At 69.0% G+C, this 25,855-nt stretch carries 22 protein-coding genes and 1 pseudogene; 10 read left to right on the forward strand and 13 right to left on the reverse strand.

Features of this window, described 5'->3' with window-relative positions:
* Positions 1–25 precede the first annotated feature (25 nt).
* Positions 26–1,999 carry a diguanylate cyclase domain-containing protein gene (locus ACFOWZ_RS23355; RefSeq protein ID WP_382375791.1) on the forward strand — a complete coding sequence of 658 codons (1,974 nt, stop codon included), beginning with the start codon at positions 26–28 and terminating at the stop codon, positions 1,997–1,999.
* Here the strand turns inward: ACFOWZ_RS23355 and ACFOWZ_RS23360 are convergent.
* From ACFOWZ_RS23360 to ACFOWZ_RS23370, 3 genes are read right to left on the reverse strand one after another with little or no spacing between them, the layout of a single operon-like run.
* Positions 1,965–3,323 carry an NAD(P)(+) transhydrogenase (Re/Si-specific) subunit beta gene (locus tag ACFOWZ_RS23360; protein ID WP_382375793.1) on the reverse strand — a complete coding sequence of 453 codons (1,359 nt, stop codon included), beginning with the start codon at positions 3,321–3,323 and terminating at the stop codon, positions 1,965–1,967. The genes ACFOWZ_RS23355 and ACFOWZ_RS23360 overlap by 35 nt on opposite strands.
* Positions 3,320–3,586 carry an NAD(P) transhydrogenase subunit alpha gene (locus ACFOWZ_RS23365; RefSeq protein WP_045309221.1) on the reverse strand — a complete coding sequence of 89 codons (267 nt, stop codon included), beginning with the start codon at positions 3,584–3,586 and terminating at the stop codon, positions 3,320–3,322. Before ACFOWZ_RS23365 ends, ACFOWZ_RS23360 begins: the two co-directional genes overlap by 4 nt.
* Positions 3,583–4,680 (reverse strand): NAD(P) transhydrogenase subunit alpha, encoded by a 1,098-nt coding sequence (locus tag ACFOWZ_RS23370; RefSeq protein WP_382375795.1) that lies wholly within the window; start codon positions 4,678–4,680, stop codon positions 3,583–3,585. Before ACFOWZ_RS23370 ends, ACFOWZ_RS23365 begins: the two co-directional genes overlap by 4 nt.
* A 102-nt stretch (positions 4,681–4,782) precedes the next feature.
* Between ACFOWZ_RS23370 and ACFOWZ_RS23375 the strand changes: the two genes are divergently transcribed.
* Together ACFOWZ_RS23375 and ACFOWZ_RS23380 are read left to right on the forward strand one after the other, a co-directional pair.
* On the forward strand, positions 4,783–5,355 hold the full coding sequence (locus ACFOWZ_RS23375) for a helix-turn-helix domain-containing protein (protein ID WP_382375797.1): 573 nt from the start codon (positions 4,783–4,785) through the stop codon (positions 5,353–5,355).
* Between the two features lie 253 nt (positions 5,356–5,608).
* Positions 5,609–5,917, forward strand: coding sequence for a zinc ribbon domain-containing protein (locus ACFOWZ_RS23380; protein ID WP_382375799.1), 309 nt, complete (start codon positions 5,609–5,611; stop codon positions 5,915–5,917).
* Positions 5,918–5,957: 40 nt separating this feature from the next.
* Here the strand turns inward: ACFOWZ_RS23380 and ACFOWZ_RS23385 are convergent, their stop codons facing one another.
* The 3 genes from ACFOWZ_RS23385 to ACFOWZ_RS23395 form a co-directional block, all read right to left on the reverse strand.
* Positions 5,958–7,022 (reverse strand): APC family permease, encoded by a 1,065-nt coding sequence (locus ACFOWZ_RS23385; protein WP_382375854.1) that lies wholly within the window; start codon positions 7,020–7,022, stop codon positions 5,958–5,960.
* Between the two features lie 24 nt (positions 7,023–7,046).
* Positions 7,047–8,216 carry a nitric oxide synthase oxygenase gene (locus ACFOWZ_RS23390; protein WP_382375801.1) on the reverse strand — a complete coding sequence of 390 codons (1,170 nt, stop codon included), beginning with the start codon at positions 8,214–8,216 and terminating at the stop codon, positions 7,047–7,049.
* 219 nt (positions 8,217–8,435) lie between these two features.
* Positions 8,436–9,482 (reverse strand): FAD-dependent monooxygenase, encoded by a 1,047-nt coding sequence (locus tag ACFOWZ_RS23395; protein ID WP_382375803.1) that lies wholly within the window; start codon positions 9,480–9,482, stop codon positions 8,436–8,438.
* Positions 9,483–9,553: 71 nt separating this feature from the next.
* Between ACFOWZ_RS23395 and ACFOWZ_RS23400 the strand changes: the two genes are divergently transcribed.
* From ACFOWZ_RS23400 to ACFOWZ_RS23420, 5 genes are all read left to right on the forward strand, one after another.
* On the forward strand, positions 9,554–10,090 hold the full coding sequence (locus ACFOWZ_RS23400; RefSeq protein ID WP_382375805.1) for a TetR/AcrR family transcriptional regulator: 537 nt from the start codon (positions 9,554–9,556) through the stop codon (positions 10,088–10,090).
* A gap of 107 nt (positions 10,091–10,197) precedes the next feature.
* Positions 10,198–11,793, forward strand: a complete 1,596-nt coding sequence (locus ACFOWZ_RS23405) for an ABC-F family ATP-binding cassette domain-containing protein (protein ID WP_382375807.1) — start codon at positions 10,198–10,200, stop codon at positions 11,791–11,793.
* Entirely contained in the window at positions 11,790–13,007 is a 1,218-nt protein-coding gene (locus ACFOWZ_RS23410) for a cytochrome P450 (protein WP_382375809.1), read from the forward strand. Before ACFOWZ_RS23405 ends, ACFOWZ_RS23410 begins: the two co-directional genes overlap by 4 nt.
* The gene (locus tag ACFOWZ_RS23415) at positions 13,004–13,195 is read left to right on the forward strand and encodes a ferredoxin (protein ID WP_059362331.1); all 192 of its coding nucleotides are present in this window, start codon (positions 13,004–13,006) and stop codon (positions 13,193–13,195) included. The genes ACFOWZ_RS23410 and ACFOWZ_RS23415 overlap by 4 nt, the downstream gene beginning before the upstream one ends.
* Before the next feature lie 88 nt (positions 13,196–13,283).
* The gene (locus ACFOWZ_RS23420) at positions 13,284–14,084 is read left to right on the forward strand and encodes a phospholipid scramblase-related protein (RefSeq protein WP_382375811.1); all 801 of its coding nucleotides are present in this window, start codon (positions 13,284–13,286) and stop codon (positions 14,082–14,084) included.
* On the opposite strand, the gene ACFOWZ_RS23425 is transcribed toward ACFOWZ_RS23420, so the two are convergent.
* The 7 genes from ACFOWZ_RS23425 to ACFOWZ_RS23455 form a co-directional block, all read right to left on the reverse strand.
* Complete coding sequence (locus ACFOWZ_RS23425) at positions 14,081–17,005, reverse strand: AfsR/SARP family transcriptional regulator (RefSeq protein ID WP_382375813.1); 2,925 nt, start codon at positions 17,003–17,005, stop codon at positions 14,081–14,083. The two genes, ACFOWZ_RS23420 and ACFOWZ_RS23425, sit on opposite strands and share 4 nt — an antisense overlap.
* A 280-nt stretch (positions 17,006–17,285) precedes the next feature.
* Complete coding sequence (locus ACFOWZ_RS23430; RefSeq protein ID WP_382375815.1) at positions 17,286–18,215, reverse strand: hypothetical protein; 930 nt, start codon at positions 18,213–18,215, stop codon at positions 17,286–17,288.
* 305 nt (positions 18,216–18,520) lie between these two features.
* A complete protein-coding gene (locus tag ACFOWZ_RS23435; protein ID WP_382375817.1) occupies positions 18,521–18,715 on the reverse strand; it encodes a ferredoxin in 195 nt (64 codons plus the stop codon).
* On the reverse strand, positions 18,712–19,908 hold the full coding sequence (locus ACFOWZ_RS23440) for a cytochrome P450 (RefSeq protein ID WP_382375819.1): 1,197 nt from the start codon (positions 19,906–19,908) through the stop codon (positions 18,712–18,714). The genes ACFOWZ_RS23435 and ACFOWZ_RS23440 overlap by 4 nt, the downstream gene beginning before the upstream one ends.
* A gap of 78 nt (positions 19,909–19,986) precedes the next feature.
* A complete protein-coding gene (locus ACFOWZ_RS23445; protein ID WP_382375821.1) occupies positions 19,987–20,550 on the reverse strand; it encodes a TetR-like C-terminal domain-containing protein in 564 nt (187 codons plus the stop codon).
* 150 nt (positions 20,551–20,700) lie between these two features.
* Entirely contained in the window at positions 20,701–22,593 is a 1,893-nt protein-coding gene (locus tag ACFOWZ_RS23450) for a bifunctional polysaccharide deacetylase/glycosyltransferase family 2 protein (protein WP_382375823.1), read from the reverse strand.
* 82 nt (positions 22,594–22,675) lie between these two features.
* The gene (locus tag ACFOWZ_RS23455) at positions 22,676–23,095 is read right to left on the reverse strand and encodes a DUF6542 domain-containing protein (RefSeq protein ID WP_382375825.1); all 420 of its coding nucleotides are present in this window, start codon (positions 23,093–23,095) and stop codon (positions 22,676–22,678) included.
* A gap of 34 nt (positions 23,096–23,129) precedes the next feature.
* Here ACFOWZ_RS23455 and ACFOWZ_RS23460 point away from each other — a divergent pair, with 34 nt between their 5' ends.
* Positions 23,130–24,194, forward strand: a complete 1,065-nt coding sequence (locus tag ACFOWZ_RS23460) for an LCP family protein (protein ID WP_382375827.1) — start codon at positions 23,130–23,132, stop codon at positions 24,192–24,194.
* A 64-nt stretch (positions 24,195–24,258) separates the two neighbouring features.
* Positions 24,259–25,619 (forward strand): annotated as a pseudogene (locus ACFOWZ_RS23465) (IS701 family transposase).
* The last annotated feature ends 236 nt before the right edge of the window (positions 25,620–25,855 follow it).

Genomic DNA, 25,855 nt, shown 5'->3' on the forward strand with positions numbered 1-25,855 from the left:
GGAATCCGTACGCTCTGTGCACAGAATGGAACTTCCGGAGCTCGCCGCCCGCTGGATGCACGCGCTGACGTCAACTGCGTACATCCCGCTGTCCCGCGCCGAAATCGAGCAGGCTCTGCTCGAGTCGCTGCGGGAGCTGCCGGAGTCACCTGAATCGGTAGCCAATCGATTGGTGTCACTGCACGCAACCGGCCCTGACTCCCTGAGTGCCACGATCGAGCTTCTTTCGCCCACGTTCGAACTACCTGTGCTCGCCCGGTTGAGCGCCGCGTACGCGCAGGCCATGCGGATGGACGCGTTCGACCAGCAGGAACAGATCAAGGTCGCCATCGTGCGGGCCAAACAGCGGGTCGAGCGCACGCTGAAGGTCAGCCAGGCGCGGTTCCAGGAGGTGTTCGCCTCCTCCGCCCTGGGCATCGCGATCACGGATTTCGACGGCAGGTGCGTCGAGGCGAACGACACGCTCGCCGAGATTGTGGGACTGGAGTCGGGCGCCGACCTCACCGGGCGGCACCTGATCGACTTCTTCCACCCGGAGGACAAGGCCGCGCTGGCGTCGTCGTACCGGCAGGTGCGCGCCGGGCACGTCGACAGGTTCCGCGACCAGCGCAAACTGATCCGCGAGGACGACGAGCCGGTGTGGGTGCACCTCGCGGCCTCGCTGCTGCGCGACGCGGACGGCGAGCCCACGCACCACGTCACGATGGTCGAGGACATCAGCGAGCTGCACCTGTTGCAGCGCAACCTGGACCACCAGCTGCTGCACGACTCGCTCACCGGCCTGTCGAACCGCCAGCACTTCGCCACGCAGGTCGAACGGCGCCCCGACAGCCAGGCGATCACGTTGTACCACCTGGGTCTGGACGCGTTCTCGGTCGTCAACAACGGCCTGGGCCACGAGACCGGCGACAAGCTGCTCAAGATCGTCGCGAACCGCCTCGGCCGGCTCGCCGCCGAGAAGAACGCCGTGGTGGCGAGGATCGGCGGCGACGAGTTCGCGATGATGACGATCTCGGACAACGTCACCTCGACCGTCGAGGAGATCCAGGACGCGCTCGCCGAACCGACCTTTGTGGACGATCACGGCATCGCGCTGTCCGCGAGCATCGGCGTGGTCGACCGGCCACCGGCGTTCGCGACCGCGGCCGAGCTGATGCGGTGCGCGAACGCCGCGCTGCGCCAGGCGAAAGCACGCGGCAAGCGGCAGTGGGCGTTGCACGACCCGCACGACGACGCCCGCCGCCGCGGCAAGTACGCGCTGGCCGCGTCCATGCCGGGTGCGTGGGAACACGGCGAGATCGAGATCGTCTACGCACCGCTGCACGGCCTCGAGTCCCGCGAGGTGCTCGGCGCCGTCGCCCGCCTGCACTGGGACGACCTCAGCCACAACGACACGATGGCGCTCGCGGACTCGACGGGTCTGTCGCTGCCGATCGGCAGGTGGCTGCTGCGCGAGGCGTGCGCGCAGGCGGCGAGATGGGTGGAGGAGTTCGGTGACCGGGCGCCCACGCTGCACGTCGCGTTGGGCGCCTTGCAGTCCCGCGACGAGGACCTGGTCGCCGACGTCAAACGAGCGCTCGACGAAACGGGCCTGCCGCCAGAACGGCTGCGGGTCGCGCTCGACATCTCGTCGGTGCTCGCGGGCGACGACAACGCGGCGGTGCTGCACGACAGCGGCATCGTCACGGCGCTGGACGGCTTCCACGGCGGGCACGACGAACTGGCCGTGCTGACCGAGGTGCCGGTGGGCGCCGTGATCACCCGCGCCCCCGCACCCGACCCGGATTCCCCGCTGCGCCAGGCGATGCGCGACCTCATCACGACCGTGCACAGCTTCGGCGTGCGGTTCGGCGTCGACGAGGTGCACACGCTCACCGACGCCGAGCACTGGCGGTCCATCGGCGCGGACGCCGTGATCGGGCTGCTGCCGGCACTGACCGCCGCCGAGGTGACGGACTTGCTGGCTACAACTGCTTCACCGCCGCCAGAAGCTTCGTGAGCGAGTCCTTCGCGTCACCGAACAGCAGCGTTGTCTTCGGGTTGTACAGCAGCTCGTTGTCGACGCCCGCGAAACCGGGCCGCATCGACCGTTTCATGAACACCACGGACTTCGCGCGGTCCACGTCGAAGATCGGCATGCCGTAGATCGGGCTGGACGGCTCGTCGCGCGCACCGGGGTTCACCACGTCGTTCGCGCCGACCACCACGGCCACGTCGACCGAGGTGATCCCGGGGTTGACGTCGTCGAGCTCCTTGAGCTGTTCGTACGGCACATCCGCCTCGGCCAGCAACACGTTCATGTGCCCCGGCATGCGGCCCGCGACGGGGTGGATCCCGTACGACACCGACACCCCGCGTTTCTCCAGCTGCGACACGAGTTCCCGCACGGCGTGCTGCGCCTGCGCGACGGCGAGCCCGTAACCGGGCACCACGACCACGTTGTTCGCGTAGCCCAGCAGGATCGCGACGTCCTCGACGGTGCCGGACTTGACCGTCCGCTGCTCTTCCCCAAGCGCTGCAACGGGAGCAGCCTTGAACGCGCCGAACAGGATGTTCGCGAGCGACCGTCCCATGGCCTGCGCCATCAGCCGGGTCAGGATGGTGCCGGACGCGCCGACGAGCGTGCCCGCGACGATCAGCAGCGTGTTCGCCAGCACGTAGCCGGACGCGGCGACCGCGAGGCCGGTGAACGCGTTGAGCAACGAGATCGCGATCGGCACGTCCGCGCCACCGACAGGCAGCACGAACAGCACGCCGAGCGCGAGCCCGATCGCCGCCAGCAGCCACAGCAGCAACCCGGTCGGCGTCACGACCGTCAAGGCGCACAAGACAACCGACGAGACGCCGGCCGCGATCGCGAGCTGCTGCCCGGCCGGCAGCAGCACCGGACGGGTCGTCATCAGTTCCTGCAGCTTCAGGAACGTGACCACCGAACCGGAGAAGCTGACCGAGCCGATCAGCACCGTCAGCACGGTCGCGAGCCGGAACATCACGCTGCTGTCCGGCACCGCGAAGAACTCGGCGAGCGCGACCAGGGCGGCCGCGGCGCCACCGACTCCGTTGAACAGCGCCACCATCTGCGGGATCGCGGTCATCTTCACCGACCGCGCCGCCGGAATGCCCACGGCGACACCGAGTGCGACGGCGATCAGGATCCACAGTCCGTTGTGGACGACGCCGTGGACGTACGCGGTGACGACGGCGACCAGCATGCCGAACGCGCCGATGAAGTTGCCGTAGCGCGCGTACTTGGGCGAGCTCAGGCCTTTCAGCGCCAGGATGAAGCACAGCGCGGCGACGAGGTACATCAGCTGGACGATCATTTCCGGAACATCTCCAGCATCCGGTCCGTCACCACGAACCCGCCCACCACGTTGACCGTGGCCAGGAACACCGCGAGCAGCCCGAGCACCAGCTCCAGGGTGCTCTCGGCGGACCCGGTGATCAGGATCGCGCCGACCAGGATCACGCCGTGGATGGCGTTCGCGCCGGACATCAGCGGCGTGTGCAGGATCGTGGACACCTTCGAGACCACCTCGAAGCCCACGAACACGGCCAGCACGAAGATCGTCAGCAGGTCGATCACGGCAACTCCTTGCGGATCTGACCGTCGTGGGTGAGGCAGCAGCCGTCGAGCACCTCGTCGTCGAGGTTCGGCAGCACGGCCCCGTCCACGATCATCAGCTTGAGCAGGTTCAGGACGTTGCGCGAGTACAGGCGGCTCGCGTGCACCGGCATCGACGACGGCAGGTTCAGCGCGCCGTGCACCAGCACGTCGCCGACCCAGATCTCCTTGCCCGCAACGGATCCGGCGTAGTTGCCACCGGACTCCGCGGCCAGGTCGACCAACACGGAGCCGGGCGCCATCGCCTTGAGCATGTCGGTCGTCACGAGCACCGGGGCCTTGCGGCCGGGGATCGCGGCCGTGGTGATCACGACGTCGGACGCCGCGACGTGCTCACCGATGAGGTCCCGCTGGCGTTCCAGGAACTCCTCGGACTGCACGGACGCGTAGACGCCGGACTGCGTCTCCAGGTCCAGTTCGAGGAACTTGGCGCCGAGGCTGCGGACCTCCTCGCCCGCGGCCTTGCGCACGTCGTAGGCCTCGACGACAGCACCGAGCCTGCGCGCGGTCGCGATGGCCTGCAGTCCCGCGACACCGGCGCCCAGGACCAGCACCTTGGCCGGCGGCACGGTGCCCGCGGCGGTGGTGAACATCGGCAGGAAGCGCGGTAGTCGTTCGGCGGCGACGAGGACCGCCCGGTAACCCGACACCAACGCCTGCGACGACAGGGCGTCGGCGCTCTGGGCGCGCGTCACCCGCGGCAGCAGGTCGAAGCTGAACGACGTGACGCGGCGGTCGCGGTAGACCTCCAGCAACTCCCGCTCGCCACCGGGCTGCAGGAAGCTGATGGTGACGGCGCCGGGCTTCAACCGTGACGCCTGGTCGACGGTCAACGGCTGCACGGACACCACGACGTCGGACCCCGCCGTCGGGTCCTCGGGCGTCACGGTGGCCCCGGCCGCGCGGTAGGCGGCGTCGAGGGCGTGCGCGTGACGGCCGGCGCCCTCCTGGACGTGCACGGTCAGTCCGGCATCGACCAACGACGACACCGTTTCCGGTACGCAGGCGACGCGACGCTCGGCGGGCCGCGACTCTGCGGGTGTTCCCACTCTCACCGTACGCACGTTACGCGATCAAAGGTGACCTGGGCCACATCACAGTTGCCAGAAGCGCGACCACTCAACAGGGTCGAACATGTGTTCGGTAACGTGGTCTGCATGGCGGGCGACGCGGGTGTGGCCCGGTACTCCTACCGGCTGCGCTTGTCGCCGTCGGCCCGTCGTGCGTTGCTGGTGGAGTGGGGCCGTTGCCGGTGGGTGTGGAACCAGTGCGTTGCGCAGTCGCGTGAGACTCATCGGCACAACCGGGAGAATCCCGGCGACCCGCGGACGTGTGGCCCGGCCCAGTTGGACAAACTGCTGACGGACTGGCGGGCCGGGCGTACGTGGTTGCGCGCGGGGTCGTCGGTGGCGCAGCAGCAAGTAATCCGGGATTTCGGAGCGTCGCGTGCCAAGGCGCTCAAGGATGTGCGGGAGCGGGTGCCGCAGTGGCGGCGTGCCGGGATGCCGCGGTTCAAGAAGCGGGCGCTGGCCGAGCCGTCGCTCAACTACACCGGCGCGGGTTCCGGTTGCGTGACAAGGTGCTGCACCTGGCGGGCGGGATCGTGGTGCGGCCGGTGTGGTCGCGGGAGTTGCCTGCCGTGCCGTCGTCGGCACGTGTGTACCGCGACAGTCTCGGCCATTGGTACTGCTCCTTCGTTGTCCAGACGCAAGTCCAGACGTTGCCTTTGACTGGCCGGGTGATCGGTGTCGACTGGGGGGTGAGGGAACTCGCCACCACGACCAGCGACGCACACGACTTGCCCCACCCCGAGCACGGCAAGACTGCCGCGAAGGGTCTGGCGCGGTATCAGCGGATGATGGCCCGTCGCCGCCCGGCCAAGGGCCAACCGGTGTTCGAAGGGGCACCGGCACGCCAGGCGACAAGCGGCGAAGATCCAGAAGAAAGTCGCCCGGCCGGCCGAAGTTCCTGCCGAAATCCACGATGGCCCGCAAGGCCGCGGACGCCGCGATCGGCGCCACCAAGCGTGAGCTGATCGCGATGGCCCGCAAACACGGCCGCGACTTGCGGCTGGTGGACCCGAAACACACCACGATGGACTGCGCGGCATGCGGTGCGAGAACCAAGCACGCGCTGCCACTGTCCGAACGCACCTACACCTGCACGTCGTGCGGGGTCATCTCCCCCAGGGACAAGAACTCCGCGGCGGTGATGCTGGTCCGGGCAGGTTTGAACCCGGTCGGCGCTGACGGCACAAGACCTGCTCGTCCGCCGGACGAACAGGCAGCCTGAGTCGAAAGTCCCCACACAGCCCGCGCAGGGCGGGGAGCATTCAAAGTTGCCAGAGAACCGCGCCGGCGAGCGTCAGGCACCCCACCAGCCCAATCGCGGGCACGACGCGCTTACCGAGCGTCCACGCGCTGGCGTTGGCGATCGCGTAGTAGAGCAGCACGCAGAACGAGCTGAACACGATCGCGCGCGTGACGTCCACGGCGAGCACCAGCGCGATCGCGGCCAAGCCGGTCGCGATCTCGGCTGCCCGCAGGTCCGCCAGGAAGCCCGGCAGCCGGCGGTCGCGCGCCATGGCCAGCGCCGTCCGGCTCACCCCCAGCTGGAGGGAGAGCAGCGAGCCGAGCGCCGCGAGACAGGCGCCGACCCGGATGACGGGGGCCCAGGTCGGCGACACGTCGGCGAGGGTCTTCGTCGCCAGGTCGCCGCCCAGGGCGTTCAGCGCGGTCACGGCCACGATCGCGTAGACGGCCAGCGTGATCACCAGCGAGATGACCACGGCACGCGGGATCGTGCGTTGGGGTTCCTTCACCTCCTCTCCGAGGGTGGCGATGCGCGCGTAGCCCGCGAACGCGAAGAACAGGAGCGCGGCGGCGGGGAGGATGCCGGACGGGAGGAAGTCAGCCGGCACCGCCGCGTCCCGTGCTGTCACGGTCGTCAAGGCCAGCACGAGCAGAACGACGAACACGATGATCCTGGTGGCCAGCGCGGACTTCTGGACACCTGTCAGGTTCAGCACGGTCAACGCGACCACCGCGCCGACCGCCACGAGTTTGGGTGCACCGACGTAGTTGCCGACCGTCAGCGCCATGGCCGCGCACGACGCCGTCTTGCCGAGGACGAAGGCCCAGCCGGCCAGGTCGCCCCAGATCCGGCCGAGACGCTCGCGCCCGTAGACGTACGTGCCGCCGGACTGCGGGTACTTCGCGGCCAGCCAGGCGCTCGACAACGCGTTGCAGCAGGCGATCACGCCCGCGATGACGAGGCTGACGAGCAGTGCGGACCCGGCCGCCGCCGCGGCCGGGGCGAACACCGCGAAAACACCCGCGCCGATCATCGAGCCGAGCCCGACGAAGACGGCGTCTGTCAGGGACAGGCTCCGGGTCAGTTGCACCCGGTCAGTCTGCCCCGGTCAGTGCACCACCGGACAACCGGTCTTGGCAGCAGGGAAGAAGTTCGGCAGGAGTTCACCTGAGTCGTAGTACCGGTGGTAGACCGGGGTGAGCCCGCCCGACACGGGTGGCACGATCCACGACCAGTCAGCGGGGCACGAACGTCCAGCAGCCTCCTCCTTCTCCAGGTGCGTCAGGAACCTCTGCGACTCGGTGTGGTGATCGGTGATCGTGACCCCGGCCTCGCCGAACGAGTGCAGGACGGCGCGATTGAGCTCGATCAAAGCCCTGTCGCGCCACAACGTCGCCTCCGACGACATGTCCAGGCCCATTCGTTTGGCGATGTACGGCAGCAGGTCGTACCGGTCGTGGTCGGCGAGGTTGCGGGCGCCGATCTCGGTGCCCATGTACCAGCCGTTGAACGGCGCCGACGGGTAGTCGATGCCGCCGATGCGCAGGCGCATGTTGCTGATCGCGGGGACGGCGTGCCACTTCACGCCGAGCGCGCCGAGCCACGGCAGTTCCGGGTGGGAGAGGGGAACTTCCAGCACCGCGTCGGCGGGGATGTCGACGAGTGCGGGCTCGTGCCCTTCGCAGGACACCATCAGCGGGAGCACGTCGAACGGGCCGCGCGTGGCGGGCGGTTGCCAGCCCCGCTTCAACGCGAGCTCGGTCAGCGCGAGGTTGCGCGCGTCGCCGAGCACACCGCCGTCCGTGCCGCGGTAGGCGGCGTAGCGGACGATCTGCTCGTTGAGGATCTGCGGGGCGGGCATGCCGGGCTCGGCCGGGGCGAAGATCGTGATGACGGGGCGGATCTTGCCCTTGTTGGTCGCCACGCGGAGGTGTTCGACGCACTCCGCCGCCACGTCGGCGGGAGCGGACACCTCGCGCTGGTCGCGCACTTTCAAGCTCCGCCAGTAGAGGCGCCCGATGCAGCGGGAGCTGTTGCGCCAGGCGACACGGGCGCCGAAGGTCAGCTCGGCGGTCGTGTGGCGGTAGGTGCCGGTCGCGGCGATCTCCGCGTGCACCTCGGCCAGTCGCGCCTCGACCGGACCGAGATCCGGGTGCTCGGCGTGGTGCTGGCGGACGAAGTCCTCTGCCTCGGCGATGTCGATCTGGGTGTTCTCGACCTGCGCCGGGGGAAGCGCCGTGAGGGAACGGGGCATCACATCAGTCGGGACGGGGGTCATGGCGAGGCACCGTAGTTGCGCTTTCGTGTACGGGAAACCGCCTCTAGCGCTACGCCATCTGGATCACTGGACCGCGTCCGACACGTTCAGCGAGTGCTTGATACCGCAACCGGGTGACAAAGGACGCGACAAAGGGTGGTTTTGGACTGTTATCTCGCCGACACCAAACATTGACCAGTGATCTAGTTCACTGGTGGATTCGACCCGTTCGAGTGAACTTCACCGTGGCATGGCGGGAACCTGCCACGACGAGAAGCGAGTCATGCCTCGCACGGCCATCGATGCCGGCAACGCCCGGAGCACGAAGTTGCGCAACGCCAGCGCGACCAGCGAGCGCACTTCGATGCCGAACTTCCCCGCCATCCGCGAACCCTTCCACACCGCCTGCGTGCGCGGCCGGCGCACCGCGTCGTACCTGGCGAGATCACCGTCGACCGCGGCCAGCGTCACGGCGTCCTCCAGCGCCATGCACGCCCCCTGCCCGAGGTACGGCGTCATCGCGTGCGCCGCGTCGCCGAGCAACGCCACCCGCCCCGAGACGAACGTGGGCAGCAGCGGCAGCTCGTAGATGTCGTGCCGCAGCACGTCGGTCGTCGATCTCACCAGCTCCGGCAACGGGTCGTGCCAGTCCGCGAACACCTCGGCCGGATCCAGGTCCGCCCCGGCGGGCGCGACGGTCGCGACGTACCAGCACACCCTGCCGTCCCCCAGCGGCAGGATCCCCGCCTCGCCGCCGGGACCGAGTGTCTGCGTGATCGGCAGGTCGAAGGGACCCGGCGCCACCCCTCGCCACGCCGTGGCCCCCGCGTACACCGGTCCCGGCGCGTCGGGCAGCAGCTCCGCGCGGAGGCGGCTGTTGATGCCGTCCGCCGCCACCACGAGGTCTGCGTCCAGCTCCTCAACGCCGGTCACCTCGGCGTTGTTGAAAAGGATCTCCGACGGCAACGCGCGCAGCAGGACGCCGTGCAGATCGGCCCGGTGCATCGCGATGACCTTCTCCTGGCCGACGTCGGGCAGGTGCGTGAGCCACCTCCCGTCCGACGCCCGCACCCCGCCGGACACGCGCGGGGTGCCCAGTCGCCGGACCTCGTCCGCCACGCCCATCCACTCCAGTGCACGCACCGCGTTCGGCATCACCCCCACGCCGGCGCCGATCTCGCCGAACGCCGCGGCACGTTCGTGGACGACGACCTCCCAGCCGACACGCCGCAACGACACCGCCGCCGCCAGTCCGCCGATGCCGCCGCCCACCACGATCGCCTTCATCGCACCCTCCTCTACAGGTGTAGAGAAATCTACACCTGTAGAATGCGGCGGTGGAGGGAGACAAGCGACACATGCGCAAGGACCTGATCACGGACGCCGCGATCCAGCTCGTGGCGGAGCAGGGCATGCGCGGCCTCACCCACCGCGCGGTCGACCGCCAGGCCGGCCTGCCGGAGGGCTCCACCAGCGCGTACTTCCGCACCCGCAAGGCGTTGATCGAAGGGTTCGTGGAACGGCTCGCGGTGCAGGAGCAGCAGGAGATCGTGCTCGACCCCGACGACCTCGCCGGCGGTATCGCGCGGACGATCGACGGCTGGCTCGTCGAGCGGAACCGGACGCTCGCCAGGTACGCGGCGATGCTCGAAGCCACGCACCACCCGGAGCTCAAGACGATCCTCACCCACTCCCCGCGCGAGCAGGCGACCGCACTCGCACAGGCGTTGGGCCACGAAGATCCCGAACGCTCCGGCGCGCACATCACCGCGTTCATCGAGGGCCTGCTCTTCTACCGGCTCGTCGGCGGCGGCAGCACGACCGGACCGACGCCCGGCACCGAGGAGAACGTGCGGGACCTCAAGCGGGCGGTCGAAAAGGCGTTGCGACCGTAAGTACCGTGGATCTCATGGGATTCGGGTACGGGGTCTTCTACCTCTGATCACGGACGTGTGCCACCACGCAACACGTCCTGATTTCGCATACCCAAAAGAGGATCCCCGTGCGCTCGCACGTTCATTTGACGACCCAAGATCTCACCAAGGGCTATGAGGCCGTCCCCGTCGTCGACGGCATCTCGCTGAAGGTCTCGGCAGGCCAGCGTCTCGGCATCATCGGCGAGAACGGCCGCGGCAAGACCACGTTGCTCCGCCTGCTCGCCGAGGACCTGGCTCCAGACCAGGGAACTGTCACGCGCCACGGTTCGTTGAGCCTGGTGCGACAGGAAATGCCGTTCCACGACGGCGAAACGGTGGGGGACCTGCTGTCAGAAGCGCTGCGCGAAAGCCGCACCGCGCTGTCCGAACTGGACAGTGCGGCGGAGCCCTTCGACGAGCAGCGGTACGAGAAAGCCCTCGCCCACGCCGAAGCCATCGAGGCGTGGGACGCCGAACGCCGCGCCGGCATCGCGTTGAAGGCACTGGACGCCGACCACGACAGGTCGGCCGCACTGGCGACTCTGTCGGTGGGACAACGCTATCGCGTCCGGCTCGCGTGCCTGCTCGCCGAACGCGCGGACGTCCTGCTGCTCGACGAACCGACCAACCACCTCGACGCGAGCGCGTTGACCTTCCTGACCGAACGCCTCCAGCAGCACCACGGTGTCGTGGTGCTCGTGAGCCACGACCGCACGCTGCTGGACGACGTGTGCACCCAGCTGCTCGACCTCGACCCGTCCCCGGACGGCGAGGTGCACCTGCACGGTGGCGGCTACCGCGCGTTCAAGGAGGCCAAGCGCGCCGAACGCCTGCGCTGGGAGCAGCGGTTCGCCCAGGAGGAGGCCGAGCACGACGAGCTGGCTGAGAAGGTCGAACGCGCCCAGTCACGCCTCAAGGACGCCTGGCGCCCGCCGAAGGGCGCGTTCAAGCACAAGCGCAGCACGCGCGCGGCGAACAAGATGCGCACCGTCGCGCGGAGGCTGGAAGAGCTGGACGACCAGCGCGTCGACGCTCCCCCGCCACCGTTGCGCTTCACCCCGCCGGAGTTGGAGGCGAGCGGCGACCTGCTGCACGCCACCCCGCTCGAAGTACCCGAAAGGCTGAACCTCACCGAACCGATCTCGCTCAGCGCGGGCGAGAAGCTGCTCATCACCGGTCCGAACGGGGCCGGCAAGTCGACGCTGCTGGACGTCCTGGCCGGTCGCCTGACACCGGCGACGGGCACGGTCCACCACGCCGGCCGCGTCGCGCTGCTGGCCCAGGAGTCCACGTTCGAGAACGAGGACGCCACCGCGGCCCAGCTGTGTTCGCGCGTGGAGGAACTCGGCCTGCTCAGAGGGAAAGACCTCGCGCGCCCGGTCGGCAGGCTGTCCACTGGACAGCGCAGGCGGCTCGAGCTGGCGATCCTGCTGAGCGGCGGCCCGCACGTCCTGCTGCTCGACGAACCGACCAACCACCTGTCGATCGCTCTGGTCGACGAGCTGACGGAAGCACTGCTCCAGACCCGCGCGGCCGTGGCCGTCGCGACCCACGACCGTCAGATGCGGACAGATTTCGCCTCGTGGCGGACCGTAACGCTCAATTCACCTTCACGGAGTCATGAAAGTTCTGTAGCTTCGGAAGAAGGTCTTCTGCCGAGCACTGGGAGGTGTGCGAGATGACCGAACTGATCTCCGACGAGCTGCCCACAACGCGCCAGAACCCGTTCGACCCGCCCGCCGAGGTGACCGAGATCCGTGAGAAGGCCCGCATCAGCAGGCTGAGGTTCACCGACGGTCACCTCGGCTGGCTGGTCACGGGACATCACCAGGTCCGGGAAATCCTGGGAAGCCCCAAGTTCAGCAACAACCCCGAGAAGCACCACATGCTCGACACGCGCTTCCAGGGCGACGTGCCCGAGCAGGCAGAGGCCCGCAAGGTCGAGCCCGGCATGTTCCTCAGCCAGGACCCACCGGACCACACCCGGCTGCGCAAGATGCTGCAGGGTCAGTTCACGGTCCGGCGGATGAACCAGCTGTCCGAGTGGATCGGCACGATCGTCGACGACCAGCTCGAGCACATGCGGTCGTTGAACGGGAAGGCCGACCTGGTCAAGGAGTTCGCGCTGCCGGTGCCGTCACTGGTGATCTGCGCGCTGCTCGGCGTCGACTACGACGAGCGGCACAGGTTCCAGGAGGACACCGCGAAGATGTTGAGCCTGGACTCGACCTTCAAAGAGTCCATGGAGGCCATGGCGCGCATCCAGGAGTTCATGCGGGAGCTCATCGCCCGCAAGAAGGCCAACCCCGGTGGCGACGACATGATCAGCGACCTGCTGGCCACCGGCGAGCCGACGGACGAGGAAGCGTCGAACATGGCGATGCTGCTCCTGCTCGCCGGTCACGAGACCACGGCGAACATGCTCGGCATCGGCACGTTCACGCTCCTGCAGCACCCTGATCAGCTGAAGATCCTCAAGGACGAGCCGGACGTCATCGACAACGCCGTCGAGGAGCTCATGCGGTACCTGTCGATCATCCACTTCGGACCGGTCCGCACCGCGGTCGAGGACGTGGAGATCGACGGACACCTGATCAGGGCGGGCGACACCGTGCTGATGCACGTGCCGGCGGCGAACCGCGACCCCGACAAGTTCCCCGGCAACCCCGAGGAGCTCGACCTGCGCCGGCCCGCGTCGGGGCACGTCGCGTTCGGGCACGGCATCCACCAGTGCCTGGGCCAGCAGCTCGCCCGCATCGAGATGCGGATCGGGTTCTCCAGGCTGTTCCAGGAGTTTCCCGACCTCCGGCTCGACGTGGCGCCGGAGGAGGTGCCGCTGCGCACCGACATGGGGATCTACGGAGTCCACTCGTTGCCAGTAGCGTGGTCGGCATGAGGATTTCCGTCGACCAGTCGAAGTGCTGCGGTTCGGGAATGTGCGTTCTGACCGACCCGGACCTCTTCGACCAGAGCGAAGAGGACGGCACGGTCGTGCTCCTGCAGGAGCACCCGGACGCCGCGCACGAGGCCACCGCGAAGGAAGCGGCGAGTCTGTGCCCGGCGAGCGCGATCACGATCAGCTGATCCGCCCGCGGGAAGAGCTGCCAGGCGACGACAAGTGCCCTGTCGCCTGGCACCCCCGCCGGTCGTCGTGAGGTCGTACGCTCACGCTGTGAACACCGCGCCCGGCTGGTACCCGGACAACGCCGACCCGCGCTTCGTCCGCTGGTGGGACGGCACGCAGTGGACGTCCCACGTGCAGCCGCGCCAGCAGCAGGACGACGCGCACCACGCGGAGCTCCAGATGGGCGGCACGGGCCAGGAGAAGGTGGCCCAGCAGGTCCAGCGCGCCGGAGTCCAGGGCGTCGTGCAGGGTGGCGGTGGCACGCTGTTCACCGAGCCCGTCCTGGTGGTGAACCAGAAGGCGAAGCTCATCGAGATGTCGAACTCCTACGTCATCTACGACCAGCACGCCCGCCACATCGGCACCGTCGAACAGGTCGGCCAGTCCGGCGCCGCGAAAGCGTTGCGCGCCTTCACCAAGCTCGACTCGATGCTCGACGTGCGGCTGGAGATCCGGGACGCGCAGGGGCATCCGCGGCTGCGCGTCACCCGCCCGGCGACGATGTGGAAGTCCAAGGTGATCGTCGAACGCGGCGACGGCATGCCGATCGGCGAGATCGTCCAGGAGAACGTGTTCGGCAAGGTCCGGTTCGCTTACGTGTGCAACGGGATGCAGATCGGCGGCATCTACGCGGAGAACTGGCGCGCGTGGAACTTCTCGCTGCGCGACCACACCGACACCGAGGTCGCGCGCATCACCAAGACGTGGCAGGGCTTCTCGAAGGCGATGTTCTCCACGGCGGACAACTACGTCGTGCAGTTCCACCGCCAGGTGCCGGACCCGTTGCTGAGCATGATCGTGGCGTCCGGTGTCACGGTCGACACGGTGCTCAGCCAGAACCAGGGTTAGCCGGTCGCCAGGCGGAGCTCGTCGACCTCCGCCTGGAACCCCGCCGCCGTCAGCGTTTCCTCGGCCTGCCGCCAGTGCTCGCGGGCCTCCTCCACGCGTCCGGCGCGCTCCAGGGCGTCGCCCATCACCCGCAACGACCGCCCGAGCTCCGGCGGCGAGTCCATCCCCCGCACGTGCTCCAGCGCCAGCGAGGCCAGGCGCACCGCCTCTTCCGGCGTCTCGGCCAGCGCGGATCTCAAGCGCCACACCCAGATCCGGCCGTGCTCGTCGTCGTGCTCCTCGAAGAACTCCCACGCCTGCCGCAGTTGCTCCTCGGCCAGCGAGATCTGCCCGGACCGGATCAGCGTGTCGGCGAGGAACACCCGCATGTTCGCGGCGAAGTCCGGATCACCGAGCTTCTGGGCGGCGGCCAGCGACGACCGCAGGAACGCCGCCGACATCTCCAGCTCACCGGTGAACTGGTGCAGCCGCCCCAGCTCCAGCGTCGCCATCAGCTCGCTCTGCTCGTCGCCGAGCTGACGGGCGATGCGCCGCGCCCGTTCCAGGTAGTCCCGCGCCGCGGCGAGCCCACCGGCACGCCGCTCGATGGCGCCCAGCGAGCACAGCACCTCGACCTCGCCGTGCGGGTTCCCCGACGCCACGAACCGGGTCATGGCCTCACGATGAGCCTCGCGGGCCTCCGCCGACCGGCCGCTCCACTCGTGCATCCAGCCCATTCCGTACCAGGCGTAGGCCTCGCCCCACACGTCACCGGACGCGGCGAAACCCTCCTGGGCGGCGGCGAAGTCGGCCGACGCCTCGACGTAGCGGTGCAACCGGCCGCACAGGATTCCCCGCTGCTGGATCAGGACCGGTCTGCGCTCCGGCGGGGCGCAGGACAACCCGAGCTCGTTGATCTGCGCCCAGTCGTCGAACCGCGCGCGCAGGTCGCAGAACGCCGCCGACCGGATCGCGAGCTCGGCGGCCAGAGCGCCCAGCCCGAGCGCGGCGGCCTGCGTGATCACCGCGTGGAGGTTCTGCCACTCCGCGTCGAACCACTCGGCCGCGTCGCCGAGGTCGAACCGTTCCAGCGCAACGGGTTCCAGCCTGATCGCCTGGTGCGGCAGCTCCACGTCCGCGCGCGTGACGAGGTCGAGCCACTGCTCGAACATCACCTTCAACGCGATCGCCGGGTCCTCCGACGCCGCCTCGCGGCCGAACGCGCGCAGCAGGTCGTGCAGCCGGTACCGCACCTGTCCGAGGGCGTCGCGGCCCGCGTAGTCGACCAGGCGGGCGTCGACCAGTGCCTCGACGTGGTCCTCCGCGTCGTCGAGGTCCATGCCCAGCAGCGGAGACGCCATCCACACCGGGAAGTCCGGGGTGTCGACCAGCGACAGCAGCCGGAACGCGGTGCGGTGCGAGGAGTCGAGCCCGTCGTAGGACAGGGCCAGGGACGCCCGCACGTCGAGGTCGCCCAGCGACAGCTCGTCGAACCGGCGGCGTTCGTCGGACAACCGGCCGGCGAGCTTCGCGAGCTGCCAGTGCGGGCGGGCGACCAGACGTGCCGCCGCCACCCGCAACGCCAGCGGCAGCTTGCCGCAGTACGTCACGATCTCCTGTGCCGCATCGGGTTCCGCGGCACAGCGGGCCTCGCCGACGGCCGCGTGCAGCAGCGCCAGCGCGTCGGACGAAGGCAGCACGTCCAACGGCACGACGTGAGCCGCCTCCAGGCCGGCGAGCGCCGCCCGTGAGGTCACCAGCGCCGCGCCGGAGGTCGTGCCCGGCAGCAACGGCCGAACCTGCGCCTCGTTGATCGCGTTGTCCAGCACGACCAGGATCCGCCGGTCCGACAACAGATCCCGGTAGAGGTCGACCCGATCGTCCACAGTGGACGGAATGGCACCGCCGGACACGCCGAGGCCGCGCAGCAACCGGTCCAGGGCCGCGGCCGGTTCGACGGGCTTCTGCTCGCCGCCGCGCAGGTTCAGGTACAACTGGCCGTCCGGGAACGCGTCCCGCACGAGGTGCGCGCAGTGCACGGCCAGCGAGGTCTTGCCGACGCCGCCCGGACCGGTGATCGTCCACGTCCCGCCGGCGCGCAAGCCCGCCGTGAGCCGCGCGACCTCCTCTGCCCTGCCGGAGAAGTCGCCGACCGCGGGCGGCAGCCAGGACGGTCCGGACTGGACGGCGACAGGCGTGGAGGAGCCCGCCAGCACCTCCATGTGCAGGGCGCGCAGTTCGGCGTTGGGGTCGATGCCGAGCTCGTCGGCGAGCACCTCGCTGGCCCTGCGGTACACGTCGAGTGCCTGCGCCTGCTGGCCGGAGCGGTGCAGGGCGAGCATCAGCTGGTACCAGAAGCGTTCGCGCAGCGGGTGTTCCGCGACGACGGACCTCAGTTCGTCGACGATCTGGTCGTGCCGCCCGAGCTGCAGTTCGGCGTCGTTGCGGCGTTCCAGCACCTCCCAGCGCTGCTCGTTGAGGCGCTGGATGTCGGTCTGTTCCATGCGCAGCGAGGACACCTGGTCCAGGGCGGGCCCGCGCCACAGCGCCGCGGCCTCACCGAGCAGCTGGGCCTCGGTCTCCAGGTCGGGTGCGCGCCGCGCCTCCGCCCGCAGCCGTTGGAACGTCAGCAGGTCGAGCTGGTCGTCGTCGACGTGGATCGAGTAGCCGGTCGGCCACGTCCGGACGAGCTGGCGGTCGGCGAGGTCGTCCAGCGACTGTCGCAACCGCATGACGTACGTCTGCAGAGTCGCGCGCGCCGAGCCGGACGGTTCTTCACCCCAGAGGTGTTCCATCAGCTCGTACGAAGAAACCGGCGCGTTCGCCTTCATCAACAACGCCGCGAGCAGGACACGCTGTTTGGCCGAGCGGAGTTCCACGACCCGGCCGGAGTCGATGACCTGCAACGATCCCAGAACCCTGAACCCCCAACGCCGTTGCATGGCCCGATCCTAACCAGGCGGTAACCCCAAGTGTCAGCGAAATGTCAGCGGGTCACGTGATGCTTCTCGCCCATGAAGAGGTCAACAGCGATCGCCGCGGGTGAGTTGCTCGGCTCCGGCGCGCAGATCTACCGGGCGCGCACCGACATCCGCTGCTGACCGCCCACACCAGACTCCGAGCGACGTCGAGGCCCCCCAGCTAGACGTTGCTCGGGCCATGGCGTCGCCGGGGCCCGAAGCCCAAACCTCTCCTCGGGCCCCGGCGACGCCTTTCACGACCTCAGGCCGCACCCTGCGAAGTGCTCATGAACGCGCTGAGGCGCGACGACAGCTCGTCCGCGGCTTCGTTGCCACGCAACCGGTCCGCCTCCTGCTTCAACGGCCGCATGCGATCACGCGTGCGGGCCGAGCGGATGGCGCCGGACACGGCGATCGCCTGTTCCCCGATGTCTCGCGCCTGCTCGGTCTCGTTCTGCACCAGGTAGTTCATCGCGAGTGCGGCCAGCCGGAACGACTGGCTGCGTGACGCGTCCTCTCCCCCGGACGAGATCGCCCTGGTGAGCAACGGGATCGCTGACCGCGCGTACTTGACGTCACAGGTGCGTGCGAGCTCCGTGTGCACCATGCCGCCGATAGACACGAGGTCGGCCAGGTCGAAGAACCGCGCCCACGGCGGTGCGTCCTCGCTTTCCGCGCGTTCAAACTCTTCCTCCGCACGGGCGTACTGGCGCAACGCCTGTTTCTCCGCACCCATCTTCGCGAACGCCCACGCCTCGTTGGCGTGCAGGATCGACACGGCCAACGTGGACCCACTGGCCTGTGCGATGGGCAAACCTCGTTGGAACGACGCCAAAGCGTCTTCCGCGAGTTCGTAGTGCAGGTGCACGCGGCCCATCCGGTAGTGGATGTTGGCCTCCAACTCGGTGTTGCCCGACACGCGCGCGAGTTGCATCGCACGGCCGAAGTGCAGGTGTGCGGACTCCAGCAGGCCCATGTCGAACGACGCCCAGCCGGCCAGGTTGTGCAGGTCCGCGATGGCGACCTGGAGGCGTTGGAGAACCGGTCCGGACGAGCCGGTGTCGAGCAGCGGGTTCGCCCAGTTCAACAGCGCGACGCAGGCGTCCCGGCAGGAACCGCCGCCGTATTCGTAATCCAGTGCCCGAAGCGCGCTGGTCAACGTTTCGACATGCCGCACGTCGGTTCTGTCCACGCGAGCTGGAAATGCATCGCCGTTGAACATAGCTGGCCCTCCTGACGTGCGCCGGACACCCGTGCAGGTACCCGTTACACACCGCCGGTACTCACCGCGCCGCCGTCACCATCCCGCTGTTCGGCCTGGTCGGGAAGGGTCTTTCGACTCTCCAGGGCAACGGGGACGCGACCACCACAACGCCGTGGTGGTCGCGCTTACGATTCTGGACGATCATGGTGATCGGAAAGGGGCCATCGAGGTGTCAGCGCACCGGAACTGAATCAATTTCCCGTGATGACACCTCACCGGAACGGCCGATCAGGTCACTCTTCCAGGCTCACCACCTGAGCGGGACAGCGGTCCACGGCGTCACGCACGCCCGGCAGCAGCTCGGCAGGGGGCTCGGCGATCAGCACGAGGCCGAGTCCGTTCTCGTCGGACTGGTCGAACACGTCCGGTGCGGCGAGCACGCACTGGCCCGATCCGATGCACTTCGTCTGGTCTATCCGGACCGTCACGACCACACCACCGGGATCGCGGCCGCGCCATAGGTGATCATGTCCTCGCGGAACGCCATCTCGGCCACGGGAATCGCCGGGCGCACGTCCGGGAACCGCGTGAACAACGTGCGCAGCAGGATCTGCAGCTCCGCGCGAGCGAGGTTCGCGCCGAGACACTGGTGCGGGCCGAACCCGAACCCGAGGTGCGGCACCGCCCTGCGTTCCAGGTCGAGCTCGCCCGCGTGCGGGCACAGCTGTTCGTCGAGGTTCGCGTGGGACGACACGGTCACCCAGTCGCCCGCCCGGATGGTCACGCCGTCGACCTCGACGTCCTCGAGCGCCCTGCGCGCGAGGCCCGCGCCGCCGAGCTTGCCGATGGTGTAGCGCAGCAGCTCCTCGACGATCACGTCCGCGCGGCTCGGGTCGCGCTTCAGCACCGCGAGCTGGTCGGGGTTCTCGAACAACGTCAGCGTGAACAGGCCGAAGAAGTTCGACGTCGTCTCGTGACCGGCGGCGAGCAGGCCGATGGCGAGCATCAGCAGCTCGTCCATCTCGAAGTCGGTGTCGTTGACCATCAGGCCGATCAGGTCGTCGGTGGAGCCCGACGCCTTCTTCTCTTCCACGACCTTCGCGAGCACCTCACCGAGTTCCGCGGCCTTCGCTTCGTACTCGGCCCTCGAGCCGTTCTTGCCGAACATCTCCCTGGAGGTGGCCTGGAACAGCTCCTGGTGCTCCGGAGCGACGCCCAGCAGCTCGGCGATCACCAGTGACGGCACGGGCAGGCACACCGACGACACGAGGTCTGCCGGCTCGCCCCTGCGCTCCATCTCGTCGAAGTGCTGGTCCACGATCTCCTGGATCCGCGGGCGCATCTCGTTGAGGCGCTTGACCATGAACGCGCGGGACAACGGCCGGCGCAGACGCAGGTGCTCGTCGCCGTCCATCACGTTCATGTTGCCCGGCTCCGGCAGGCCGAGGACCTGCTCGCCCTCGGTGCGCATCTCGGGCGCGCCCTCCTTGTTGGCGCTGAACCGGCTGTCCGAGAGCACCTGGCGGACGCCGGCGTAGCTGCTGACGACCCAGGCCTCGACCCCGTTGGGCCAGAGCATCTTCACCGGGCCGTTGCCGAGGGCCTCCTCGAAGCCGGCGGGCGCACCGAGCGGATGCGTGCGGTTCTCGTGCGGGACTGGGCAGACGGCAGCTTCGGTCACGGCGTTTCCCCTCAACAGAACAGAACTGTTCTTTTGACACCATGACCGAACGTAGCGAAGAAACTACGATCTGACGAGTTATTTGGTCCGAAAGGTACCGATCAGCGGACTCAGCAGCCCGTCGACGATGCCGTCGATCACGCCGTGCTCGTCGGAACGCAGCACGAACGTCGAGATCAGGGCGGTGATGAGGATGCCGGCGTCGAGGCGCTCCGGGAGCTCGCCGCGCGCCTTCGCCCGGTCCACCGCGATCTGGAGGTGCTCCGTGTAGGCGCGGTCGATGTGCTCCTCGCGCAGGCACGCGAGATCGGCGTCCTGGCGACTGCCTTCCAGCAACCCGAGGAAGATCCCGGCGGTGTCGAACGGCGAGGGCTCGCCCCACGCGCGCAGGATCTGCCGGACGTCCTCGGCGAACGTCCCCTCGTCCGGCTGCGGCAGCTCGGGCAGGTTCGCCTTCAACGCGGCCGTGATCAGCCGCGCCTTCGACGGCCAGCGCTGGTAGAGGCTCGCCTTGCTGGCGCGTGCCCTGGCCGCGACGAGATCCATGTTGAACCGGGCGTAGCCGACCTCGGCCAGCACGGCGAGCACGGCGGAGAAGAGCTCCTGCTGACGCGCGGGCGCGTCCAAGGGCGTGCGACCCACCGACTTCCTTGTCTTCGGCCGCTGCTCCGCAGACGGCGGCGAGTTCGCCTTCAAGTCGGTCGTCCGGCCTCCGCTTCGGCCCGAATCGCCTGCGGCGGTTGACCCGAAGAGGAAACCGGACGACCGACGCGAACTCGCGTCGTGGCTTACTCAGGTGACGTGCACCGTACCGCCAGGTGCGTCCGCGAGCCGACCCGTCCGCCGCACCGACATCCACCGCAGTTGGGTGCCGTGGACCGCCGTGATCAACGACTGGATGACGACCGCGTACATCAGCTGCCTGTATACGATCTGCTGTAGGGGGTATGCCCACAACGGTTTGAGCGACTCGCCGTCCAGCCTCAGCGCGTAGCCCGCGCTCGCTGTCTGCAGTAGAAGGAATACCGTCCACACGACGGCCGCGAGGGGCGCATCCGCCACCAGAAAACCGTATACAACATACAGATCCATCATCGGGGCCAGCAGCGGCAGCAAGAGGTGGAACACCACGAGGTAGATGAGCCCGAACCGACCCATCGGCCCGCGCTCCACCAGCGCGCCGCGGTGTTTCCACATCGCCTGGAAAGTGCCGTACGACCAGCGATAACGCTGACGGAACAGGCTGGGGACGGTGACCGGCGCCTCGGTCCACGCCTTCGCCTGGGGCCGGTAGGCGACCCGCCACCCCGCGCGCGTGACCGCCATCGTGAGGTCGGTGTCCTCGGCCAGCGTGGCGTCGCTGACCCCGCCGACGTCGGTGATCGCGGCCTTGCGGAACGCGCCGACCGCGCCCGGCACCGTCGGGATGCAGCGCAGTGCGTGCAGGATCTGCCGGTCCAGGTTGGAACCGGCGCAGTACTCGAGGTGCTGCCAGCGTCCGAGCACACCCTGACGGTTGCCCACCTTGGCGTTGCCCGAGACGGCGCCGACGCCGTTGTCCGCGAACGGCTGCACGAGCTGGCCGATCGTGTCCGGCTCGAAGATCGTGTCGCCGTCGAGCAGCACCAGCACGTCGTGCTTGGCCCGGCGGATGCCCGCGTTGAGCGCGGCGGGCTTGCCCTGGTTGGCCTGCCTGATGACGGTGACGCCCGGCAGGTCCAGCTCCTCGGCGCGGTCCGCGGTGCCGTCGGTCGAGCCGTCGTCGACCACGATCACCTCGACGTCGGCGAGGTGGTTGTTGGCGGCGATCGACCGGACGGTGGCGGCGATGTTCAGCGCCTCGTTGTAGGCCGGGACGACGACCGAGACCGGCGGCGCGAACCACGGCGGCGGCGCCTGCTCGCTCTCCCGTCGCAGCCGTCGGTCGGTGTGCGCGAGACCCAGCTGCATGAGCGTGCGCAGGATGCCGAGCAGCGCGGCGATCGCGATGGCCGTGCCGAGCAGCACGAGCACCACACCGCCGTTGCGCTGCGACCACGTGGTGACGGTGCCGGTGAACCGTTCCGCCGCGCCGGCCTCGACCGCCTGGTCGCCGGTGACCGTGACGAACCGGTAGCCAGGTGCCTTCACGAGCTCGCGGGCGATGTCGGCGCCGATGCTGCCGTCGTCGTGCAGCCGAACCACGCCTCCCTTCTCCCGCAACGACATCCGCACCAGCGTGCCGATGTCCTGGAAGTCGCGGTCACCGCTGTCGACCTCGGCCGGCGCGCCGACCAGCCGCGCGTGCACGCCGAGCGCGTCGGCCAGCGCGGCCTGGGCGAACTCCAGGTTCAACGGGTTGGTGTGATCCCCCTCCGCGCGGAAGCCGTCGATGCCGATCTGGTGCCCGTCCGCGACGATCCGCCTGGTCACCTCGGGGTTGCGGGTGACCTGCGTACCGGTGACGAAGAAGGTCGCCTTGATCCCCGCGTCCCTGAGCACGTCCAGCGCACGCGGTGTCCACTTCGGATCCGGGCCGCCGTGGAAAGCCAGCGCGAGCGTGTGCTCCGGCAACTCCCGCACGGCTCCCACGTGCCGCACCGGCTCGGGCCTGACCGCGGTGTAGGCGTGGAACGACACCACGCTCATCAGCACGAGCAGGCCGAGCAGGATGGAGATCCAGTGCACCCGCGGAGTGCGGTTCACCACGCTCCCAGCAGCGTGCCACCGACCACGGCGGCGAACGCGATCAGTCCACTCGCGACAGTCAGGCTGACCAGCCTCGCGACTACCCGTCTGCCGCCGTTGCCGTCGACGAAGACCTGCACTTCTCTTTCCCCCAAGTGATCATGCGGACGGCCACGACGACCAGCGCCGCCCCGACCGCGGCCGCCAGCGACGGAAACCCGCCCACGAACCACGGGACCGCGTCGGCGGCGAACTCCTCGCTGCTCCCCCACCACGACTGCCGGTGTGACTGCCGCTGCCACGCGGCGTTGCCCGCGGCGACGACGACGAACACGACCGGTGGCGCCGGTGCCACCGTCCACAACCCAACGCGACGCACGAGTGCGGAAGCGATCACCGCACCCGTCACCAGACACACGCCGAAGGGCACGCCGAGGTTGTCTCCGTCGAGCCAGATTCCCGCCTGCGCGAACACCGCCAGCACCGCGACCGCCGCCAGACTCGGCAGCTCAACCCCCATGACCACCTAGAATAGTTCAGGGGGTGTCTCGTTCGTGAAATCACGTGGTGTCCGTCACCGCACGGTCCTGCTCGTCCTGCTGCGCACCGCGTGGGTGAGCCTGTGCGCCGTGGTCCTCGTCGCCGCGGGCATCGCGTGGTCCACCGTGTCCACCATCTCGACCAGCGTCGAGCGGTCCTACGCACTCGACGACGCTCCCCGTTCGACGTCCGGCCGCAACATCCTGATCATGGGTCTGACCACCCGGCTGGACCTGCACGGCGAGCCGCTGCCCGACGACGTGCTGCGGCGCATGCAGGCGGGTGAGAGCGACCGCGGCGGCTACAACGCGAACACGCTGATCCTGTTGCACATCCCCGCTTCCGGGCCCGCGGTGGCGATGTCCGTGCCGCGCGACAACCTCGTGCCGCTGTCGTCCGGCGGCGAGGGCAAGATCAAGGAGGCGTACGGCCGGGCCAAGATCGTCGAGGAGGACCGTCTGCGCGCCGCCGGGACGCACGACAAGCGGGAGCTGGAACGCGCGGGACGTGAGGCCGGACGGCGCGCGCAGGTCGAGACGGTGTCGACGTTCCTGAACCAGCCCGTCGACCACCTCGTGGAGATCTCGCTCATCGGGTTCTTCCACATCGCCGAGGGCCTCGGTGGCGTGGACGTCTGCCTGCGCGCCGCGACGAAGGACCCGTTGTCCGGCGCGGACTTCCCCGCGGGGCCGCAGCACCTCGACGCCGGCCAGGCGCTGTCGTTCGTGCGGCAGCGGCACGGGCTGCCGCACGGCGACCTGAGCCGCACGCGCAGGCAGCAGGCGTTCCTGTCGGCCGTGACGAAGCGGTTGAAGGGCGCGGACGTGACCGCGGTGCAGGCGATGATCGACATGGCGAAGCAGGACGTCGTGCTGGACGCCCGGTTCGACCTGGCGGACCTCGCCAGGAACCTGCCGTCGGAGGTGCGGTTCGACACGCTGCCGATCGAGGGCAGCGCGCACCTCGGCGGGCTCGACGTGAACAAGGTCGACCAGGCCAAGGTGCAGGCGAAGGTGACCGAACTGGCCACCGCCCCGCCTCCCCCGCCGCCGAACGACGGCATTCCGTGCGTGGACTAGTAGTGCTTTGTTAGGTTCGGCGTGTCGTGGGGACCCCGGGCGGGCCGGGCGGTTTCATGTCCGGGTGACCCCTGACGAGCTTGTCTATGTCCGGCAACGTCTTGAGGACTTCGCGGCGGAAGTGTTCGCCCCTTTGGTCCGGTCTGATCAGCGGGCCAAGAGGGAGACGTATCTGCGTGGGCTGCTGCTGGACGGACAGCGCAAGTCGATGCAGCCGATGGCGGAACGACTGGGGTGGATCACCAAGGGCTGCAGCAGTTCGTGACGACCTCGACCTGGGACACCGACGCGGTGCGAGTGCGGCTGGCCCGCAAGGCGGTGGAGACGATCGGTCCGGTGGCCTGGGCGGTCGACGACAGCGGCTTCCCCAAAGACGGTACGAGTTCACCGGGCGTGGCCCGGCAGTACTCCGGAACCCTGGGCAAGGTCGCCAACTGCCAGATCGGGGTCAGCGTGCACGCGGTCACCGACACCGCCTCCTGCCCGCTGGGCTGGCGGCTGTTCCTGCCGGAGTCCTGGGACACCGCCAAGGCCGGTCCGGCCGCGGTCAAGGCGGCCAAAGCCAAGCGCCGCAAGACGCTGAAGAACGCACCACGAGCCGCCGCACCGGCCGGTGAGCGAGCCGATGCAGGGGTCGAGGTGGACGTGGCGGCGGTCACCGAGGCCGCCAGGACACGACGTGACCGGTGCGGCATACCCGAAGAAGAAGGCCATCGTCCGAAGTGGACGCTGGCCGTCGAGATGCTCGACGAACTCGCCGAACACGGGTTGCGGCCGCCAGTGCTGGTCTCCGACGCCGGTTACGGCGACAACGGCCAGTTCCGTGCCGCGCTCGACGAGCGGGACATCGCCTACAGCGTGCAGCTCAAAGGCGAGGCCTTGGCCCACACCAGCGAAGCGGTTCCCGTCGCACGGGAATGGTCCGGGACAGGCCGGTGCGGCCGCCCGCCCGCTGACACGCCCGCCTACCCGGACGAGCCGGTCAGCCTGGCTCGGCACGTGGCCGCCGCCGGCCGTGAAGCCGCGCTCACCATCACCTGGCGCGAAGGCAGCAAGGGCGCCCTGTCCTCCCAGTTCGTGTTCCTGCGGGTCCGTCCCGCCGGGCACCGCGTCCCCCGTGACGGCGAGGACGGCGTCCTGCCCGAGCGGTGGCTGATCGCCGAATGGCCCGACGACGAGCCCGAACCGGTCACCTACTGGCTGTCCAGCCTTCCCGCCACCACCAGCCACACCGACCTCATCCGCTACGCCAAGATCCGCTGGCGGATCGAGCACGACTACCGCGAACTCAAGACCGGCCTGGGCCTGGACCACTTCGAAGGCCGTTCCTGGCAAGGCTGGCACCGCCACGTCACCCTGGTCACCGCCGCACACCTGTTCCTCACCCAGCTGCGACGCGACCCAAAAGCGGCTGCGCCGGCCTGACCCTCTACAAGGTCATCCGCGAACTGCAACAGCTCCTCGCGACCTGGACCGGCGTGTGCCAAACCTACCACCAAACCGTGAAACCGCTACGCCACAACAACTACCGACTAACCTGACAGAGCACTACTAGTAGTGCTTTGTCAGGTCGACCAGGAGTCTGGGCAGCAAAAGCGCCGGTAGTCGCGCTCTCACGGTGTCGTGTCCGTCAGTTGGCTGTACTTAGCGGCGAATGTAAT

This window comes from Lentzea rhizosphaerae (genome assembly GCF_042649515.1).
Lineage (GTDB): Bacteria > Actinomycetota > Actinomycetes > Mycobacteriales > Pseudonocardiaceae > Lentzea > Lentzea aerocolonigenes.

Bases quoted from the DNA above. Each gene is read 5' to 3' on its own strand.
- ACFOWZ_RS23355 (WP_382375791.1), top strand. From the start codon at position 26: ATGGAACTTCCGGAGCTCGCCGCCCGCTGGATGCACGCGCTGACGTCA.
- ACFOWZ_RS23415 (WP_059362331.1), top strand. From the start codon at position 13,004: ATGAGGATTTCCGTCGACCAGTCGAAGTGCTGCGGTTCGGGAATGTGC.
- ACFOWZ_RS23455 (WP_382375825.1), bottom strand. From the start codon at position 23,095: ATGGGGGTTGAGCTGCCGAGTCTGGCGGCGGTCGCGGTGCTGGCGGTG.
- ACFOWZ_RS23400 (WP_382375805.1), top strand. From the start codon at position 9,554: ATGCGCAAGGACCTGATCACGGACGCCGCGATCCAGCTCGTGGCGGAG.
- ACFOWZ_RS23395 (WP_382375803.1), bottom strand. From the start codon at position 9,482: ATGAAGGCGATCGTGGTGGGCGGCGGCATCGGCGGACTGGCGGCGGCG.
- ACFOWZ_RS23375 (WP_382375797.1), top strand. From the start codon at position 4,783: ATGGCGGGCGACGCGGGTGTGGCCCGGTACTCCTACCGGCTGCGCTTG.
- ACFOWZ_RS23380 (WP_382375799.1), top strand. From the start codon at position 5,609: ATGGCCCGCAAGGCCGCGGACGCCGCGATCGGCGCCACCAAGCGTGAG.
- ACFOWZ_RS23360 (WP_382375793.1), bottom strand. From the start codon at position 3,323: ATGATCGTCCAGCTGATGTACCTCGTCGCCGCGCTGTGCTTCATCCTG.
- ACFOWZ_RS23410 (WP_382375809.1), top strand. From the start codon at position 11,790: ATGACCGAACTGATCTCCGACGAGCTGCCCACAACGCGCCAGAACCCG.
- ACFOWZ_RS23425 (WP_382375813.1), bottom strand. From the start codon at position 17,005: ATGCAACGGCGTTGGGGGTTCAGGGTTCTGGGATCGTTGCAGGTCATC.
- ACFOWZ_RS23390 (WP_382375801.1), bottom strand. From the start codon at position 8,216: ATGACCCCCGTCCCGACTGATGTGATGCCCCGTTCCCTCACGGCGCTT.